Source organism: Herbaspirillum sp. CF444 (genome assembly GCF_000282135.1).
Lineage (GTDB): Bacteria > Pseudomonadota > Gammaproteobacteria > Burkholderiales > Burkholderiaceae_D > Herbaspirillum.
In genome coordinates this window covers 92,654-109,457 of sequence record NZ_AKJW01000061.1, presented here as the reverse complement: position 1 = coordinate 109,457, position 16,804 = coordinate 92,654, and the positions used below count along the sequence as shown (strand labels likewise).

At 59.2% G+C, this 16,804-nt stretch carries 10 protein-coding genes; 2 read left to right on the top strand and 8 right to left on the bottom strand.

Features of this window, described 5'->3' with window-relative positions; all coding sequences use genetic code 11:
• Positions 1 to 43: 43 nt before the first annotated feature.
• Complete coding sequence (gene murB / locus PMI16_RS13355; RefSeq protein WP_007880289.1) at positions 44 to 1,069, bottom strand: UDP-N-acetylmuramate dehydrogenase; 1,026 nt, start codon at positions 1,067 to 1,069, stop codon at positions 44 to 46.
• 130 nt (positions 1,070 to 1,199) lie between these two features.
• Between murB and PMI16_RS13350 the strand changes: the two genes are divergently transcribed.
• Positions 1,200 to 1,685 carry a YajQ family cyclic di-GMP-binding protein gene (locus PMI16_RS13350; protein WP_007880288.1) on the top strand — a complete coding sequence of 162 codons (486 nt, stop codon included), beginning with the start codon at positions 1,200 to 1,202 and terminating at the stop codon, positions 1,683 to 1,685.
• 75 nt (positions 1,686 to 1,760) lie between these two features.
• Here the strand turns inward: PMI16_RS13350 and PMI16_RS13345 are convergent, their stop codons facing one another.
• From PMI16_RS13345 to PMI16_RS13325, 5 genes are all read right to left on the bottom strand, one after another.
• Complete coding sequence (locus PMI16_RS13345) at positions 1,761 to 2,252, bottom strand: VOC family protein (RefSeq protein ID WP_007880287.1); 492 nt, start codon at positions 2,250 to 2,252, stop codon at positions 1,761 to 1,763.
• A gap of 159 nt (positions 2,253 to 2,411) precedes the next feature.
• Positions 2,412 to 3,476, bottom strand: a complete 1,065-nt coding sequence (gene aroG, locus PMI16_RS13340) for a 3-deoxy-7-phosphoheptulonate synthase AroG (protein ID WP_007880286.1) — start codon at positions 3,474 to 3,476, stop codon at positions 2,412 to 2,414.
• A 343-nt stretch (positions 3,477 to 3,819) separates the two neighbouring features.
• Complete coding sequence (gene tldD, locus PMI16_RS13335; protein ID WP_007880285.1) at positions 3,820 to 5,280, bottom strand: metalloprotease TldD; 1,461 nt, start codon at positions 5,278 to 5,280, stop codon at positions 3,820 to 3,822.
• A gap of 37 nt (positions 5,281 to 5,317) precedes the next feature.
• Complete coding sequence (locus PMI16_RS13330; protein WP_007880284.1) at positions 5,318 to 6,124, bottom strand: carbon-nitrogen hydrolase family protein; 807 nt, start codon at positions 6,122 to 6,124, stop codon at positions 5,318 to 5,320.
• Between the two features lie 74 nt (positions 6,125 to 6,198).
• Positions 6,199 to 10,368 carry a YhdP family protein gene (locus tag PMI16_RS13325; RefSeq protein ID WP_237719862.1) on the bottom strand — a complete coding sequence of 1,390 codons (4,170 nt, stop codon included), beginning with the start codon at positions 10,366 to 10,368 and terminating at the stop codon, positions 6,199 to 6,201.
• Positions 10,369 to 10,574: 206 nt separating this feature from the next.
• Here PMI16_RS13325 and glnE point away from each other — a divergent pair, with 206 nt between their 5' ends.
• On the top strand, positions 10,575 to 13,301 hold the full coding sequence (glnE, locus tag PMI16_RS13320; protein WP_007880282.1) for a bifunctional [glutamate--ammonia ligase]-adenylyl-L-tyrosine phosphorylase/[glutamate--ammonia-ligase] adenylyltransferase: 2,727 nt from the start codon (positions 10,575 to 10,577) through the stop codon (positions 13,299 to 13,301).
• Between the two features lie 28 nt (positions 13,302 to 13,329).
• On the opposite strand, the gene PMI16_RS13315 is transcribed toward glnE, so the two are convergent.
• Positions 13,330 to 14,727, bottom strand: a complete 1,398-nt coding sequence (locus tag PMI16_RS13315; RefSeq protein WP_081493421.1) for a TolC family outer membrane protein — start codon at positions 14,725 to 14,727, stop codon at positions 13,330 to 13,332.
• On the bottom strand, positions 14,724 to 16,799 hold the full coding sequence (locus tag PMI16_RS13310; RefSeq protein WP_007880280.1) for a peptidase domain-containing ABC transporter: 2,076 nt from the start codon (positions 16,797 to 16,799) through the stop codon (positions 14,724 to 14,726). Before PMI16_RS13310 ends, PMI16_RS13315 begins: the two co-directional genes overlap by 4 nt.
• Between the last annotated feature and the right edge of the window lie 5 nt (positions 16,800 to 16,804).

Genomic DNA, 16,804 nt, shown 5'->3' with positions numbered 1-16,804 from the left:
GGAAACCTGGCCGCGTTTTTTATTGCCTGTTCGCCGGAAGCGATCAGATAAACACCGGCTCCGGCTCCAGCATCACGCCGAATCTGGCCTGCACGTCAGCCTGGATGGCCTGCGCCAGCGCCGCGATTTCCTTGCCGCTGGCGCCGCCGCGATTGACCAGCACCAACGCCTGCTTTTCATACACGCCGGCCGCGCCCAGCGACCTGCCCTTCCAGCCGCATTGATCGATCAGCCAACCGGCAGCCAGCTTGTAGCTGCCATCGGGCTGGGCGTAGCTCATCAGTTGCGGATGTTGCGCCAGCAAAGACTCGCGCTGTTGCGCCGGCACGATGGGATTCTTGAAGAAGCTGCCGGCGTTGCCGATCTGCGCCGGATCCGGCAGCTTGCGCGTGCGGATGGCGATGACCGCATCGGCAATGTCGCGCGGCGACGGCGCGGTGATTTGTCGCAGCGACAATTCCTGCATGACGTCCGCATAGTTCATGTTGGCTTGCCATTGCTTGGGCAAGGCAAACGTCACATCGAGCACCACGGCATGCTCGCGCAATTCCTGTTTGAAAATGCTGTCGCGGTAAGCAAAGCGGCATGCCGCGTTATCCAGCGTAAACGTCTTGCCGTCGATGAAATCGAAAGCCGTCAGGCTGTGAAAACGATCTTTCACTTCGACGCCGTATGCGCCGATGTTCTGGATCGGCGCGGCGCCGACGCTACCGGGAATCAGGGATAAGTTCTCCAGCCCGCCCAGGCCAAGGTCCAGCGACCATTGCACGAAACGGTGCCAGTTTTCCCCCGCCGCCGCCGTCACGTAGACGAACTCTTCGTCCTCGTTGACGATACGCATGCCGGCGCCGCGCATGTGCAGCACCAGGCCGGGAAAATCCTGGGTCAGCAATAAATTGCTGCCGCCGCCGAGAATCAGGCGCGGCAATACCGACAATTCCTTGTCGTTTTTCACTGCGAGCAAAGTATCGACGCTGTCGACCGGCAAGTAGGCGGCCGCTTTGGCGTCGATGCCGAAGGTATTGAGATGGCGCAGGGAAAAATCCCGCTGTACTGGAATGGGAAACATAAGCGCAGGATTATAGCCTGCACTGGCGGACGTAGCCGCAATCGCGGTTGTCCGTTAAAATCACGTCTTTCGGGTGCAAGCGCCCCTGCTTCCGCTTTGCGCGCGCCCACAGGACATAAAGGAAATCGCCATGCCATCGTTTGATACCGTCTCCGAAGCCAACTTGGTTGAAGTCAAGAATGCCGTCGACCAGGCCAACAAGGAAATCACCACCCGCTTCGACTTCAAGGGCAGCGACGCCCGCGTCGAACAAAAGGAACGCGATCTGACCGCCTATGCCGATTCCGAGTTTCAGTTGGGCCAGGTGCGCGACGTGCTGACCAACAAGATGACCAAGCGCAACGTCGACGTGCGTTTCCTCGACCATGGCAAGATCGAAAAGATCGGCGGCGACAAGGTCAAGCAAGTCATCAAGGTCAAGAACGGCATCGAGACGGAAGATGCAAAAAAGATCGTGCGCGTCATCAAGGACAGCAAGATGAAGGTGCAGGCCAGCATCCAGGGCGACGCCGTGCGCGTGACCGGCGCCAAGCGCGACGACTTGCAAGCCGCCATGGCGATGCTGCGCAAGGAGATCAAGGATCTGCCGCTGGAATTCAACAATTTCCGCGACTGAAGGTATTGCCGGAACGAAAAGAAAACGCCGGTTCATGCCGGCGTTTTTTATTGCTGCGCGCTTTCTCTCTCGCAATCAACCGCATTGCATCTTTTGCTCCTTGCTCATGTTGTCCATCGCTTCCTTGATGTCGGCCGGCGACAGGTCGCGCTGATGCGTGGCGACCGACCAGCGATGGCCGAACGGATCTTCTAGCTGGCCATAGCGGTCGCCCCAGAACATGTCGGCCAGCGGCATCATCACTTTGGCGCCGGCGGACTGCGCCTGGGCAAACACGGCATCGACGTCTTCGACGTAGAGATGGATGGTGACCGGCGAACCGCCCAGCAGGCGCGGACCGCGCGAGCCCCATTCGGGCATTTCATCGACCAGCATCAACGACGAATCGCCGATGCGCACCAACGCGTGCATGAGCTTGCCGTCCGGCCCCGGCAGCCGCGCCAGTTCAACGGCGCCGAAGGCCTGCTTGTAAAATTCGATGGCTTGCGCCGCCCCGGCGCAGACGAGATGCGGCGTCAGCGCATGCATGCCGTCGGGGATGGGCTTGACTTGGGAAGAAGTGGCCATGCTTGTCTCCTTTGATGAAATCAGGACGCTCATTGTGCACCCTGCATCTCAAAAATCAAGTTGACGGAAAGCCAAGCCGAGATACGGTGCCGGAATGAAAAAAAGCCCCGGCATGCGGGGCTTTTCGTTGCGTGCAAGCATATTGCAAACGGATCGACCTTACTCCTTGTCGCCGATCAGACGACGTTGCTTGACCGCATCCGCCAGACCTTGCAGCACGCCCAGGCTTTCTTCCCAGTCGATGCAGCCGTCGGTGATCGACTGGCCGTAGGTCAGTTCCTTGCCCGGCACCAGATCCTGGCGGCCGGCGACCAGATGGGATTCGACCATCACGCCGACGATGCGGGTGTCGCCGCCGGCGATCTGGCCGGCGATGTCGGCGCAGACGGGGATTTGATTCTCCGGCTTCTTCGAGCTGTTGGCGTGCGAGGCGTCGATCATCAGGCGCGCCGCCAGGCCGCTCTTGGCGATGTCCTGGCAGGCCGCTTCCACGCTGGCGGCGTCGTAGTTCGGCGCCTTGCCGCCGCGCAGGATGATGTGGCAATCCTCATTGCCGGCGGTCGAAACGATGGCCGAGTGGCCGCCCTTGGTGACCGACAGGAAATGGTGAGACTGCGACGCCGCCTTGATGGCATCGACGGCGATCTTGATGTTGCCGTCAGTGCCGTTCTTGAAGCCGACCGGGCACGACAAGCCGGACGCCAGTTCGCGGTGTACCTGCGACTCGGTGGTGCGCGCGCCGATGGCGCCCCAGCTGATCAGGTCGGCAATGTATTGCGGGCTGATCACGTCGAGGAATTCGGTGCCGGCGGGCAGGCCCAGCTCATTGATGTTGAGCAGCAGCTCGCGCGCGGTGCGCAGGCCGTCGTTGATGCGGAAGCTGTTGTCCATGTACGGGTCGTTGATCAGGCCCTTCCAGCCGACCGTGGTGCGCGGCTTTTCGAAGTAGACGCGCATGACGATTTCCAGCTCTCCCTTCAGGCGTTCGCGCTCGACCACCAGGCGACGGGCGTATTCCATCGCGGCCTTGGTGTCGTGGATGGAGCAGGGGCCGATCACGACCATGACGCGGTCGTCCTGGCCGTGCAAGATGCGATGCAAGGCGGTGCGGCACTCTGCCGTCGTGTTCTCGACTTTTTCGCTGCCGCCGAATTCGCGGATCAAATGCGATGGGGGTGTCAGTTCTTTCATTTCTCTGATGCGTAGATCGTCGGTGCGCGGCATTTTTTCTCCTGATTGCAATCTGAATTTGGTGAATTCGAACGGGTAAAAAAAAACCGCCATCACTGGCGGTTTTTTAGAAAATTCGGTTTGGTCTCTGCTTACGAACGCTTACCGCTTTTCACCGCCGTGGGGCTGGAATAGCTAAAGTAAAAATAAAAGAAGTAAGCGCGGGCGAAAGACATGGTTCTCTGTGTGAGTGATTTGAGGCTATCAGTTCCAACGAAAAACGATGATGCAACAATTTCCCGGCTTTGGCAACACCGGCCATTAATTTTTCACAAAAACCGCATTGAATGAGGTTTTTTTGCATTTAAACCGTCACTCAATGCCATTAATACACAATTTATGCCGTGCCACCCACGGTAACGCCATCCAGACGCAGGGTCGGCTGACCCACGCCGACCGGTACGCTCTGGCCTTCCTTGCCGCACACGCCGACGCCGGAATCGAGTTTCATGTCGTTGCCGATCAGCGAAACGCGGTTCAGGACGTCAGGACCGTTGCCGATCAAGGTCGCGCCCTTGACCGGGTAGGAAATCTTGCCGTTCTCGATCATGTAGGCTTCGCTGGCCGAGAAGACGAACTTGCCGTTGGTGATGTCGACCTGGCCGCCGCCGAAGTTGACGGCATACAAACCGTTCTTCACCGATGCCAGGATTTCTGCAGGATCCTTGTCGCCGGCCAGCATGTAGGTATTGGTCATGCGCGGCATCGGCAGATGCGCAAACGATTCGCGGCGCGCGTTGCCGGTGACCGGCATCTTCATCAGGCGCGCGTTCATGGTGTCCTGGATATAGCCCTTCAGGATGCCGTCTTCGATCAGCGTGGTGCACTGGGTCGGATTGCCTTCGTCGTCGATGTTGAGCGAACCGCGGCGATCGGCGATGGTGCCGTCGTCCACCACGGTGACGCCCTTGGCGGCGACGCGTTCGCCGATGCGGCCGGAGAAGGTGCTCGATCCCTTGCGGTTGAAGTCGCCTTCGAGGCCGTGGCCGATGGCTTCATGCAACAGGATGCCGGGCCAGCCAGGTCCGAGCACGACGGTCATCGGACCGGCCGGCGCCGGACGCGCTTCCAGATTGACCAAAGCGGTGGAGACCGCTTCGGAGGCGTATTTTTCCAGCAGCTCGTCGCTGAAGTAAGCATAGCTGTAGCGACCGCCGCCGCCGCTGCTGCCCATTTCGCGGCGACCGTTCTGTTCGGCGATGACGGTGATCGACACGCGCACCAGCGGGCGGATGTCGGCGGCGATGATGCCGTCGCTGCGCGCCACCAGCACGACGTCGTATTCGCCGGCCAGGCTGGCCATGACTTGCACGACGCGCGGGTCCTTGGCGCGGGCGATGCGTTCGATGCGCTCCAGCAGATTGACCTTGGCGGTCGCGTCCAGCGAAGTCAGCGGATCATGCGGCAGATACAGCGAACGGCCACCGTTGGGCTGCATGCTGCCGGCGATCTTCACACGGCCTGCACCCTGGCGGCCGATGGTGCGCGTAGCTGCGGCGGCGTCCAGCAGGATCGCTTCCGAGATTTCATCCGAATAGGAAAAAGCCGTCTTGTCGCCGGAAACCGCGCGCACGCCGACGCCCTGGTCGATCGAAAAGCTGCCGGTCTTGACGATGCCCTCTTCCAGGCTCCAGCCCTCGCTCTTGGTGAACTGGAAATACAGGTCGGCGTAGTCGACCTTGTGCGTAAACATGGTGCCCAGTGTTTTCAGCAACTTGGCTTCGTCCAGGCCGAACGGCGTGAGCAGGACATCGCGTGCAATACCGAGCGCGCTGAGATTGGGTTCGAATGGTTTCATAAATAATTTATTTGATTTGCGACAACTTATTTGGCGCTCAGAGCTTGCGATGCTTGAGCGCAGGCAGGCTTTCACGTACGTATTGTAGACGATGGGGGTCGATGTCGCCGATAACAAGGCCTTCGCCCTCCGGCAGGACGCCGATTATCTCGCCCCAGGGATCGATCAGCATGCTGTGGCCCCAGGTACGGCGACCGTTGACGTGCTTACCGCCCTGGGCGGATGCGAGGATGTAGCACTGGTTCTCGATGGCGCGGGCGCGCAGCAACAATTCCCAGTGCGCCTGCCCGGTGGTATAGGTGAATGCCGCCGGCACCACGATCAGCGCGCAATCGCCCATGGCGCGATACAGCTCGGGAAAACGCAGGTCGTAGCACACCGACAGACCGACCTTGCCGAACGGCGCCTCGAAACTCCGCACATCGTTGCCGTAGACGATGGTGCGCGCTTCGTCGTAAGCCTCTTCGCCGCGCACGAAGCTGAACAGGTGGATCTTGTCGTAGCGGGCGACGCGCTTGCCGCCCGGATCGTAGACCAGCGAAGTATTGAGCACCTTGCCTTCTTCGCCGGAGGCCAGCGGCAGCGTGCCGCCGATCAGCCAGATCTTGTGCTCGCGCGCCAGCGCGGCCATGAAATCCTGAATCTTGCCGGCGCTGTCCTGTTCGGCATGCTCCAGCTTGGCTTTCTCGTGCATGCCCATGATGGGCCAGTATTCCGGCAACAACACCAGCTGCGCGCCCTGCTGCGCGGCCTGTGCAACCAGTTTGCTTGCGGCGGCGAAATTCTGTTCGACCTCAGGCGTCGACACCATTTGTATCGCCGCGACTTTGCAGGATTCGTTCATGTCATCCTCTTCTGGAAATCGATTGTGAAACCCGGATGCGGGGTCTCGATATAACGCGGAACGGCAGGACGCGGTTATTTGGCGGCAGGTTTTGCATTCGAGTTTGCGCCGGCGTCGGAAGTGCGCTCCTGCTTGACGACCTGCGGATCGCTCCAGGGCCCGCTTACATTATATTCAAAGGTCAGCGTCTTCATCAGCGGGTTGCGCAGGAACAGCTGCGCCAGGAAAGTCCCGACGCCGACCACCGGATTGATCGCCAGCGCCACCAGCGATGCCGTGCCGAGATTGACTTCAGGGATCACCACCAAATGCAGGTTCTGCGTTTCCTTGGCGATGTCGGCCGAACCATTCATCAACACCGAAGCCGCGACGCCGGTCATCTTCAGATTGTCGGTGGTGGCGATGCCCTGGACGATGGAAGCAGTACCGACGATATTGTCGAACGCAAAGCCTTCCGAAAACACATCGCGGAAATCCAATGCCAGCCGGCGCGGCAAGGCTTGCAGATTGAGCACGCCCAGCAGCTTGGCGGCGCCCGGATCGACCTTGAGGAACTGGCCTGTATGCACGTCCATGTGCACCTGCCCGCTCAGCGTCGGAATGTCGAGAGAAAACGGCAAGCCCTTCCAGCTCACGTCGCCATCCAGTTTGCCTTTGCCGCCGCGCACCACGCCGACGAAACCGAAACGCTCCAGCAGCTTGCCGGCGTCGTTGATGTCCAGCGCATAGGTCAGGTTGGACGTGTTGTTCTTGTCGAAGGACATCCAGTTGCCCGCCGCGCGCAGTTCGGCATCCGGATTGATCAGCGTCAGTTTGTTGATGCGCCATTCGCTGCCCACGCTCACGCGCACGTTGTTGGCATTGAGTTCAAGCCGCCCCAGTTTTTTACCGAACAGCTGAAAATTTTCGGCAATGATATCCAACGCGGGAATCCGGCTGACGGCGTCGCTATTGCTTTCCAATGCATCATTGGCGTCGTTGCCGGCGCCCTTCTGGATATTGAGCGTGGCCAGGCGCGCCGTCACGCGCCCCATGCCGCGACCGCTGTTCGACTCATTCCAGGTGGCGTAACCGCTGGCCTGGTCGGAGGCGATATTGACCTGCCAACTCTTGTTCTGATGCGACGCGCCGATCACCACATTGTCGAGCTTCTTGCCCATGGCCGTCAGTTCGGTCGCGCGCAAGGCTACGACATCCGGCTCAAGATAGGCATTCATGCCGGTGCCGGGCGCGGCCTGTGCGCCACTTGCGCTGCCATCCGCTTCCTTGGTCATCGCGGTGCGGAACGCGGTCCAATCATCGATATTCATTGACTTGGCGTCGGCATGCAGCGCCAAGCCGTTATCCGGCTGCGGCGCCGGCTGGCCGATACCGATGCCGCCGCTCAGCACTTGCCATTCAGCCTGGTTGCCCAGCAGCTTTTGCCGGCGATAGCGCGCCGACAAGACAGAACCCAGCGACAAGCGGATTTCATCGCGATGAATCAGCGGATCGGCGGAATTTACACCGTTGAGTTCAAACTTCAGCGGCCAGCTTTCGTTTGCCGATTTTTGCAATGGCATCGGCAGATTCAGCCCCAGTCCCTGCAGGTTCGACTCAATCGTAATTTCCGGTTGGTGCTGACGCACTGCAATCGTTGCGCTGTAGCGCGACGAGCCGTTCAGGCGTTCCAGCAGGCGTTGCAGGACCGGCTGCGGATACGCCTTGCGCAGGCCGTCGGCAGTCACCGAGCCATCGACCTTCACCAGCGTATTGCCGTCGTGCTGCGTTCCACCGGCAATGCTCACCGGCTCGTTCAGAAAGACGCCCTTGATGCCCGGAATGTTGAAACCTTTTTCGTTGAATTCCAGCTTGCCATTGGTCCGATACACGGTCGGCAAATCCGCCAGCAAAGCAATGTCGTTATTCAGGAATTGCAGGCTGCCCTCGGCCTTGGCATCGACGATGTGATGCAAAGGAAGCTGGAACTTCAACAGTAATTTTGCGTTGCCGGTCGACTTGCTGTCTTCGGTGAAATTGCCGATCCAGCGCGTCACCGGGCTGTCCTTGACGTACTCAAGAAAATCCGCCATCGCGCCGGCCGCGCTGCCGTCGATTTCCAGCGCGGACTCGCCGTTCAGCAAATCGGGAATGACCGCTTTCACATCCGACACCGTCACGCCATGCGTCTTGCCGGAATCGGCCAGGATTTCCAGTCGCGTGCGATCGATGGAGACAGTCCCTTTGACGTCTTCCAGCAGCGGCCAATCCGGCGATTTGCCGTCTTTGCCGAAACGCGCAGGAGCGTAATTGATCTTGAGTTTTTCGAATTTGCCGGAAACCGTGAACTCGCCCTTGGTCTTGCTGCCCGGCTTGACGTTATGAAACGGGAAATCGGCCAGATCGCCTTTGGCAACGATGTCGACATCCGTGGCGCGGCCATCCAGCAATGCGCCGGAAACCCAGTCCGACGCCGGTTTGGCGGTATGCAACGGCAAGAAGCGTCCCAGTTTTTGCAGATTGAAAGTCGACAGCTTCGCCTTCATGTCGATGGCGCCCGATGATTTTCCCTGCAGCGAAATCAAATGCGTGCCGCTCGCCGTTCCTGCCATGTCGTCCTGAACGAAGGCCATGCTGTCGAGATGAAACATCACGGCGTCGGTCTTTTGCATCTCCCAATGGCTGCTGAGGTTCAGCGAGGAAAACGGGAGATCGGGGTCCGCGAACACGGTCGGGAACTGCAGCACGAGATTCTGCGACGCCAGGTTCAGCATGCCGCCTTTTTCGGTGGCGTCGATGCGTCCGCTCAGATTGGAAAATCCGGGAATGGCCGGCGCGCCGGTGCGACCTGGCTGGGTTGCGGTCTTTGCCACCGCCGGACGCGCGGCTTGCGGCGACATGCCAAGTCCGGAAAAATCACCGCGCAGCCGATAGGACTGCACATCCGGATAGCCGCCCTCCCACTGCACCAGGAAATTCCTGAGCTGCCCGCGCGGCGACAGATCGCCGAGCAACTTGCGCTGCGACGGCGTCAACGGCAAACGCGCGCCCAGATTCGACAACATTTCCAGATCCAGCAGCTTCGCTTCCACCTGCATCTTTTCGGGACGGAAACGCGTCGCCGGCTCAAACACTTCGGAAATGGTCGTCGGCGGCAACGCGAAGCCATCGACCGTTTGCAGCGAAAAATTGGTCAGCGTCAGCTTGTGCCCGTTGGCGCCGAAGGTCGGGATGCCGTCCTGCAGGTCGGGAGCATAGATCTCGCTGCCCGATACGCGGCCGCTGACCTGGGCCAGTTGCAAGGGGTCAAGCTTCTTGTCGAGCTTCACGGACAGATTCGACAGGCTCAGGTCGGCCGTGAAGTTGGCGATCTTGGTGTGGTCCAGGTCCAGCCAGGCGCGCACCGAACCGGTGCCCTGGTTCAGTTCCAGCGGATAATCGACATAGGCTTTCCAGACCGCCAGATCGGTATTGCGCAGATCGGCGTACAAGGTGCCCTTCCAACGCGTGACGTCGGAAATCTTACGTGAAAAGCCGGGATGGTAAAAGTTGGCGCGCACATCGAGCGGCGCGGCGTAGTCGGCGGGCGGCGTGGCTTTCAGCGCCAGCTGGTGCTGGCGCCATTGATTGTGCAGCACCAGGTTGACGTCGGTGAGCGCCAGCTCGGGCGCGCCGCGCTTGTCGTCGCGCCAGCGGATCTTGCCGTCGCGGATGACGATTTCGCGTTGCGACAGCACCCAGTCGGCGCCGCCGCTTTTGTCCGTATCGCCTCCCGCCGGCAACCCCGCAATGAACAACTTGCCTGCGGCATCGCGCAGGATCGACAGATCGGGCCTGGTGATGGTGAGATTTTCAAAGCGCAGTTCGCCCACCAGCACCGTGGTCCACGAAAATGTCGCAGATACGCTGGGCAGCGCCAGCGCCGGCTGGCCGGCCTGGTCGTGGATCACCACCTGCGTCAGTTTCAGTTGCGGCCGCAAACCGTTCCAGGAGGCATCGATGTCGGCAATGGTGACCGGGCGGCCGACGGCGCCGGAAGCGATCTTTTCGATGTTGCCCTTGTAGCGGTCGATCTCCGGCAGGATGCCGTAGCGCAGCGTCAGGAACAGCGCGCAAAAAATGAAATATCCCAGCACCAGCAGCTTGAAGGCGATGCCGATCACGCAGCGCGTGGCCGTGCCGAGATGACAATAGGTCCCTCGCGCGGTGTTCCATGTCCTTCTCCACGCCATGCGCCAGGCGGCAGCCAGGCGGCCAGTGGTCACGGGAGCGTCTTTTTGGTCTTCGGACATCAAGGGTCAGAGTAAAAACTCAATGTAGAATGAAACGGTTAGCATCATCGCATGGAAGCGGGTTTTGACCTAGAGTCGCCATCGGCATTCTCATAGGGAAAAGGCCGGGTTTTACCATCTTTAACTTCGTACTCAACTCATCGCGCCGACAATTTGTGACTATCTCCCTCCTCGACAGCATGGCGGCTTCCCGGTTCCTGACCCGTTGGGCCAATGCCAACCCAGTCCGGCCCGGCCAACTGGCGGAATTTGCCCAATTATCCTTGAACCCTGCGGTTTTCGAAGGCGTTTTACAAAATGACATCACCGCCACCGGCGCAACGGGAGCCGCCGCGCTGAACGGCCCCATGCGCCGCCTGCGCAATCTGGTGGTCTGTACGCTGATCGAACGCGATTTGAGCGGCAAGGCCGATCTGGCCGAAGTGGTGCGCACCATGAGCGAATTCGCCGATTTTGCCGTGCAGACCCACCTGAGCGCGCTGATGCGGGAGATGGTTGCGCTGCACGGCATGCCCATCGGCGAAGAAAGCGGCAACGAGCAGGAACTGATCGTGCTCGGCATGGGCAAGCTGGGCGGAGGAGAACTGAACGTCTCGTCTGACATCGACCTCATTTTCGTCTACCCGGAAGACGGCGAGACCCGCACCAGTACTGCGGAGCAACGCTCGCTGTCCAATCACGAATTCTTTGTGCGGCTGGGCAAGAAACTGATCGCCGCCCTGTCCGAAATCACCGAAGACGGCTTTACCTTCCGCGTCGACATGGCGCTGCGCCCCAATGGCGCCTCCGGCCCGCTGGTGGCCAGCCACAACATGGTCGAGGAATACCTGATCCGCCAGGGCCGGGAATGGGAACGCTACGCCTGGACCAAGGCGCGCGCGCTGACCGGCAAGGCCGACGACATCGCCGCGCTGGAAGCCATCAGCCGTCCCTTCATCTATCGCCGCTATCTGGATTTCGGTTCGATCGACGCGCTACGCTCCATGCACGCGCAAATCCGCGCCGAAGTCACGCGCCAGGAATCCCTGCACCCGGAACGCAGCAACAACGTCAAACTGGGTCGCGGCGGCATCCGCGAGGTGGAATTCGTCAGCCAGGTGTTCCAGCTGATCCGCGGCGGCCGCGACCCCGAACTGCGCGACCGCTCCACCCGCGCCACCCTGCGCACGCTGGCCGACAAGGGCCTGCTGGAGCCGCGGGTCGTCGCGCAATTGCTGGAGGCCTATACCTTCCTGCGCAATCTGGAGCACCGCCTGCAATATCTCGAAGACGCGCAGACGCACACGCTGCCGCCGAACGAAGACGATCAGAAAATCATCGCCAACATGATGGGCTTCACCGACGTCATCGGCCTGCTGGCGGCGCTGGAAACACACCGCCGCATCGTTGCCCTGCAATTCGACACCATCTTCAACGACAAGCAGAGCAACGGCAACACCGACGGCGGCGATGGCAACAAAGGCGGCGGCGACACCTGCGAACTGAGCGACGGCGAGAGCGCCGAATCGATTACCGCCACGCTGACCTCGCTCGGTTTCGACGACGTCGACACCGCCACGCAACGCGTGCTGTCGACGCTGCAATCGCCGCGCCTGCAATCGCTGCCGGAAACCAGCCGCGTGCGCCTGATCGCGCTGATCAACGCCGCCTTGCCGATGATCGGCGCCATGCCGGAGAACCGCCTGCCGACCTTGCGCCGCCTGCTCGATTTCTTCGAAGCGGTTGCGCGCCGCGCCGCTTATCTGGCGCTGCTGACGGAATACCCCCATGCGCTGACGCGCCTGATCCGCATGATCGCCGCCAGCGACTGGGCGGCGAAATATCTGACCCAGCATCCCATCCTGCTGGACGAGCTGCTCGACGACCGCAACCTGAAAGCGCCGCCGGATTGGCCGGCCTTTGCCCAGGATTGCCAGCGCCAGCTCGACACCGCCCCGGGCGACACCGAGCGCCAGATGGACATCCTGCGCGAAGTGCACCATGCGCAGCTGTTCCGCCTGCTGGCGCAGGATCTGGAAGGCGACCTGAGCGTCGAACACCTGGCAGATCACCTGTCCGCGCTGGCCGACATCCTGGTCGCGGCCACCATCCAGGCGGTCTGGCAAACCATCGCCAATCGCCACCGCGAGGTGCCGCAATTCACCGTGATCGCTTACGGCAAACTGGGCGGCAAGGAACTGGGCTATGTTTCCGACCTCGACGTGGTGTTCCTCTACCAGGACGACAGCGAGGATCAGGAGGCACCCGGCCTGTATGCCAAGCTGGCGCAGCGCTTCATCACCTGGATGACTGCGCACACGCCGGCCGGCACCCTGTTCGACATCGACATCGCCTTGCGCCCGGACGGCGCCAGCGGCTTGCTGGTGTCGTCCTTCGCCACGTTTGAAAAATACCAGCGCACCTCGGCCTGGGTATGGGAACACCAGGCCTTGACGCGCGCGCGCTACTGCGCCGGCGACAGCGCCATCGGCAATCGTTTCGAAGCATTGCGCGAAGACCTGCTGCGGCAGGAACGCGATCCGCAAAAACTGACGCAGGAAGTGCTCGGCATGCGCATGAAACTGCATCAGGCGCACCCCAACCACAGCACGCTGTTCGATCTCAAGCACGACGACGGCGGCATGATCGATATCGAGTTCATCGTGCAGTTCCTGGTGCTGCGCTACGCGGCTCAGTACGAAGCATTGACCGGCGACATCGGCAACATCGCGCTGTTGAAATTATGCGGCGCGCTCGGCCTGATCGATGTCGCGCTGGCCGACGAAGTCGCCAACGCTTACCGCCTGTTCCGCAAGCTGCAGCATCAGATCCGCCTGCAAGGCGAAGAGCGCGCCAGGACGCCGCTTGAACGCGTGCAAAAGGAAAGCGACAGCGTCAAGCAATTATGGGAGCAGATTTTCGCTTGAACGGTTAAGCACTATCCACGCTCTGCGACTATCGGGACCTGTTCGGGACTTGTTCATTGGTATCCTCAAGGAGCCCATTGATTGCCGCGATGTCGGCAAATTCCAGGGAAGCCGTCAAGGATTTCAGCCGCAATCCTTGCGTCAACAGGTCATAACGCGCGTGCGCCAGATCGCGCTGAGTCGTCAACAACGCATTTTTTGCCTGCAATACATCGCTATCGGATCTGCCGCCAACGCGATAACCGATCTTATTGGCGTCCAGCGCAGCGCTCGATGAACGGACGGCATTCGCCAGGCTCTGGATTTTTTGCAGATCGGTCTGCATCGAAAAGAAACTTTCCCGAACGGCGCCCACGCTCTTGCGTTCTGCCGCATCCAGGTCGCTATTCGCTTTTTCCTCCAGCGCCAGCGCTTGCCGCACGCGATATTGCGTTTCAAAACCTGAGAAAATCGGAATACTGACTTGCAACATCACGGTGTTCGTCGTTGTCGGAGTGCCGAACCCTCCGGCAGCGCCGACCGGCGAATGGCTGGCGTTCAAGCTGATGGTTGGCAAATGCGCGCCTTTTGCTTTCGAGGTTTCCAGATCGGCGGTTTTCCTGGCGATCTCTTGCAGCTGAACGTCGAAATTATTTCTCTTCGCCTGTGCAATCCAAATCGACATATCGTCCGGCATCACGCCAGGCACGCTGACGTCCTGTCGCAGACCGGCAATCCGAGCCAGCGGACCGCCGAAGATTTCCTCCAGATCCTGGCGCTTCGTTTCCATCAAACCTTGCGCTGAAATCTCCTGCATTTGCGCCCGGTCAATCGCTGCCTCGATATCGCGCACATCGACCAGCGTCGCTTCACCGCCCCGGAACCGTAATTTGGTCACTTTCAATTGTTCTTTCAACGATTGCCGATACGTGCCTGTCAGCCGTAAATCGTCCCTGGCTGCCAAAAATGCAAAATACGTGTTGGCGACGCGCAAAAAAAGCTCCTGATACGCCTGGGCAAACAAAATGGCCGATTTCGCCTCCGCCAGCTCCGACTGCTTATACGTCGTCCAGATATCCCAATTGAACAAAGGCTGCGTCAATGACACTTGCCAACCGTTCTGCGTATAGCTTACGGACGGCAGCCCTTCCGCCTTGATCTGATTATGCGTACGCGCCCAACCGCCGGTGATTTGCGGGAAGAAACCGGCACGCGCCCTGGGAACGCCTTCCTGATCGGCCTGATACGCCAGCCGCGCGCTGGCCAGTTGCGGATCGATATTTTCCGCGCGTTTAAGCAAGGTCAGCAAATCCGCCTCGCTGCCATACCTCGCTCTTCCTGAAGCCTCTTGCGCATGCGCATCGAGACACAGGAAAAGACACAGGCAAAAACACAGGCAAGACAAAGCCCGTTTTAAAGCCCGTTTGCAACTTGTCGGATATGTCATAACGCCACCAACCTGCCGCCATGCAGGCGATAACGCCGCGGAAATGATTTTGCCAATTCCGGGTCATGCGTGATGATGACGATCGTCTTGTTGCTTTGACGCAGCAAACTGCCGATCGTCTCCGCGGAATCCCGATCGAGATTGGAGGTCGGCTCATCGAACAGCATCAATTCACGCGCCTGGTAAAGCGTGCGCGCCAGCAATAAACGTTGCCGCTGTCCGGCGGAAATATTGGCGATCGTATCGCTTACCGGGGTTTGCGTACGCATCGGCAGGCGCATTACCTCATCGTACAGACCGACATCCGTCAGCAAGGCATTGATGCGCTGGCTATCGGCTCCCGCGGCGAACAGAGAAACATTGTCGGCAATCGTGCCGTTCAAAATAATATCGCCTTGACGCATATGCGCCATGTGCCGCCGGATTTCATCGACGGCAAGATTGTGATAATCGATACCGTTCAGACTGATGCTGCCCTGCTGAAAATCTTCCGTCGCGCCCAGCAACTTGAAAAGCGTGGACTTGCCCGCGCCGGAAGGGCCGACAATGGCGATTTTGTCTCCCTTGTGAATGGTCAGGTCGACCTCTTGCAAAACCGGCTGGTCCGACAAGCCGTACTGGAAACTCACATTCCTGACTTCGATCCGGTTGAACTCGAATACTTCGCTCGCTTTATGCACCAGGTCGGCAGAGGTATAACGCTCTCCTTCCTGTTTCCAGATATCGTTGACCCGCGCCACCGGAATACGCAACATCAGAAACTGGAAAATCGCATTGATGACGCGCGACAAATGCGTGGACAACAATCCCTTGAAAACCAGGAACGAATAAAAGACCCCGACCGATATCTCGCCCTTCAGCATCAGGGCAACCGAGATATAGGTGACGATAATGGTATCGGCATAGCCGACGAACTTCAAAATGGCATCGCGTACGTTGGTCAAATTGCGCGCGCGGAAGCTGTCGTTCATGAGCCGATGAAAACGGTGCATGTAATAAACGACTCGCTGGTTTTCCCGCTGCGCCAGCTTGATCAACGTGGCGGAACGAATAGTTTCGATCAACGCGTCATCGCATTGCGCCGAGGCTTCAATCTCCTGCCGATGGCTATCCATCATTTTTGGATACAAGGCACAGGAAACGCTGATGTAAATCACAAAGATGCCCAAGGCAACGGCCGTCAACAAAGGGCTTTGCACCAGCATCAGGATCAAGGCCATGCAACCGACAAACAGATCGATGAAAAATCCGATCAGGCTGCGACTGACATAGTCCACGATTTCAGTTTGCGACTTGATGCGTGCAAAAACATCTCCCACATGCCGCTTCTCGAAATAGGAAAAACGATTCTTCAACAATTTTCCGAAGAGCGCTTCCGTGCTTTTCCCGTGCGTGCGCTGATAAACGACTTCCGTCAGATAAGTCTGCACGTATTGGCTGAACGATCCCACCAAGAAAATACTGGTGAAAGTGAAAATCAACACATTGAGAAGATTGACGTTATTTTCCGCCACCACGTTATCCAGTACCAGACTGCCCAGATAAGGCGCCGCCAATATCGCGAATTGCGCGCCGAATGCGACGAAAAATATTTTGAACAACTGCGACTTCAATTCGCGATTGAGCGCAAATACTGCTTTGATTGCCTCCCATACTTCCGACTCTCCCTTGATCTTCGGCAAGGATGGCGTCGGGCTGCATTCCAGCAGATAGCCTGAAACGTTCTTCAGAAAGGTGCCGATGGACAGGCGACGGCGCCCCGTGGCAGGATCGATGATCCTGACGTAACCTCTCCCCGAGGATTCGAAAATCACAAAGTGCGTTCCATTGAAATGCACGATGGATCCTTTTCTGATTTGCGGAATATGTTCCGCTTCAAACGCCATCGCCTTTACCGACAGGCCGAACTCGACCGCCACGTCATAGAGATCCGACAAGCGCGCGCCATTGGCCGAAACCGGGTGCAGTGCGCTCAACTCATGCACTTCCGTGCTTCGTCCAAAATGCGTCAGCACCATCGCCAGACAGGCGTAACCGCATTCCGAGACTTCATTTTGATAAATCACGCGCATGATAT

Coding starts and splice junctions, on each gene's coding strand:
- murB (WP_007880289.1), bottom strand. CDS start 1,069: ATGTTTCCCATTCCAGTACAGCGGGATTTTTCCCTGCGCCATCTCAAT.
- PMI16_RS13350 (WP_007880288.1), top strand. CDS start 1,200: ATGCCATCGTTTGATACCGTCTCCGAAGCCAACTTGGTTGAAGTCAAG.
- PMI16_RS13345 (WP_007880287.1), bottom strand. CDS start 2,252: ATGGCCACTTCTTCCCAAGTCAAGCCCATCCCCGACGGCATGCATGCG.
- aroG (WP_007880286.1), bottom strand. CDS start 3,476: ATGCCGCGCACCGACGATCTACGCATCAGAGAAATGAAAGAACTGACA.
- tldD (WP_007880285.1), bottom strand. CDS start 5,280: ATGAAACCATTCGAACCCAATCTCAGCGCGCTCGGTATTGCACGCGAT.
- PMI16_RS13330 (WP_007880284.1), bottom strand. CDS start 6,124: ATGAACGAATCCTGCAAAGTCGCGGCGATACAAATGGTGTCGACGCCT.
- glnE (WP_007880282.1), top strand. CDS start 10,575: ATGGCGGCTTCCCGGTTCCTGACCCGTTGGGCCAATGCCAACCCAGTC.
- PMI16_RS13315 (WP_081493421.1), bottom strand. CDS start 14,727: ATGACATATCCGACAAGTTGCAAACGGGCTTTAAAACGGGCTTTGTCT.
- PMI16_RS13310 (WP_007880280.1), bottom strand. CDS start 16,799: ATGCGCGTGATTTATCAAAATGAAGTCTCGGAATGCGGTTACGCCTGT.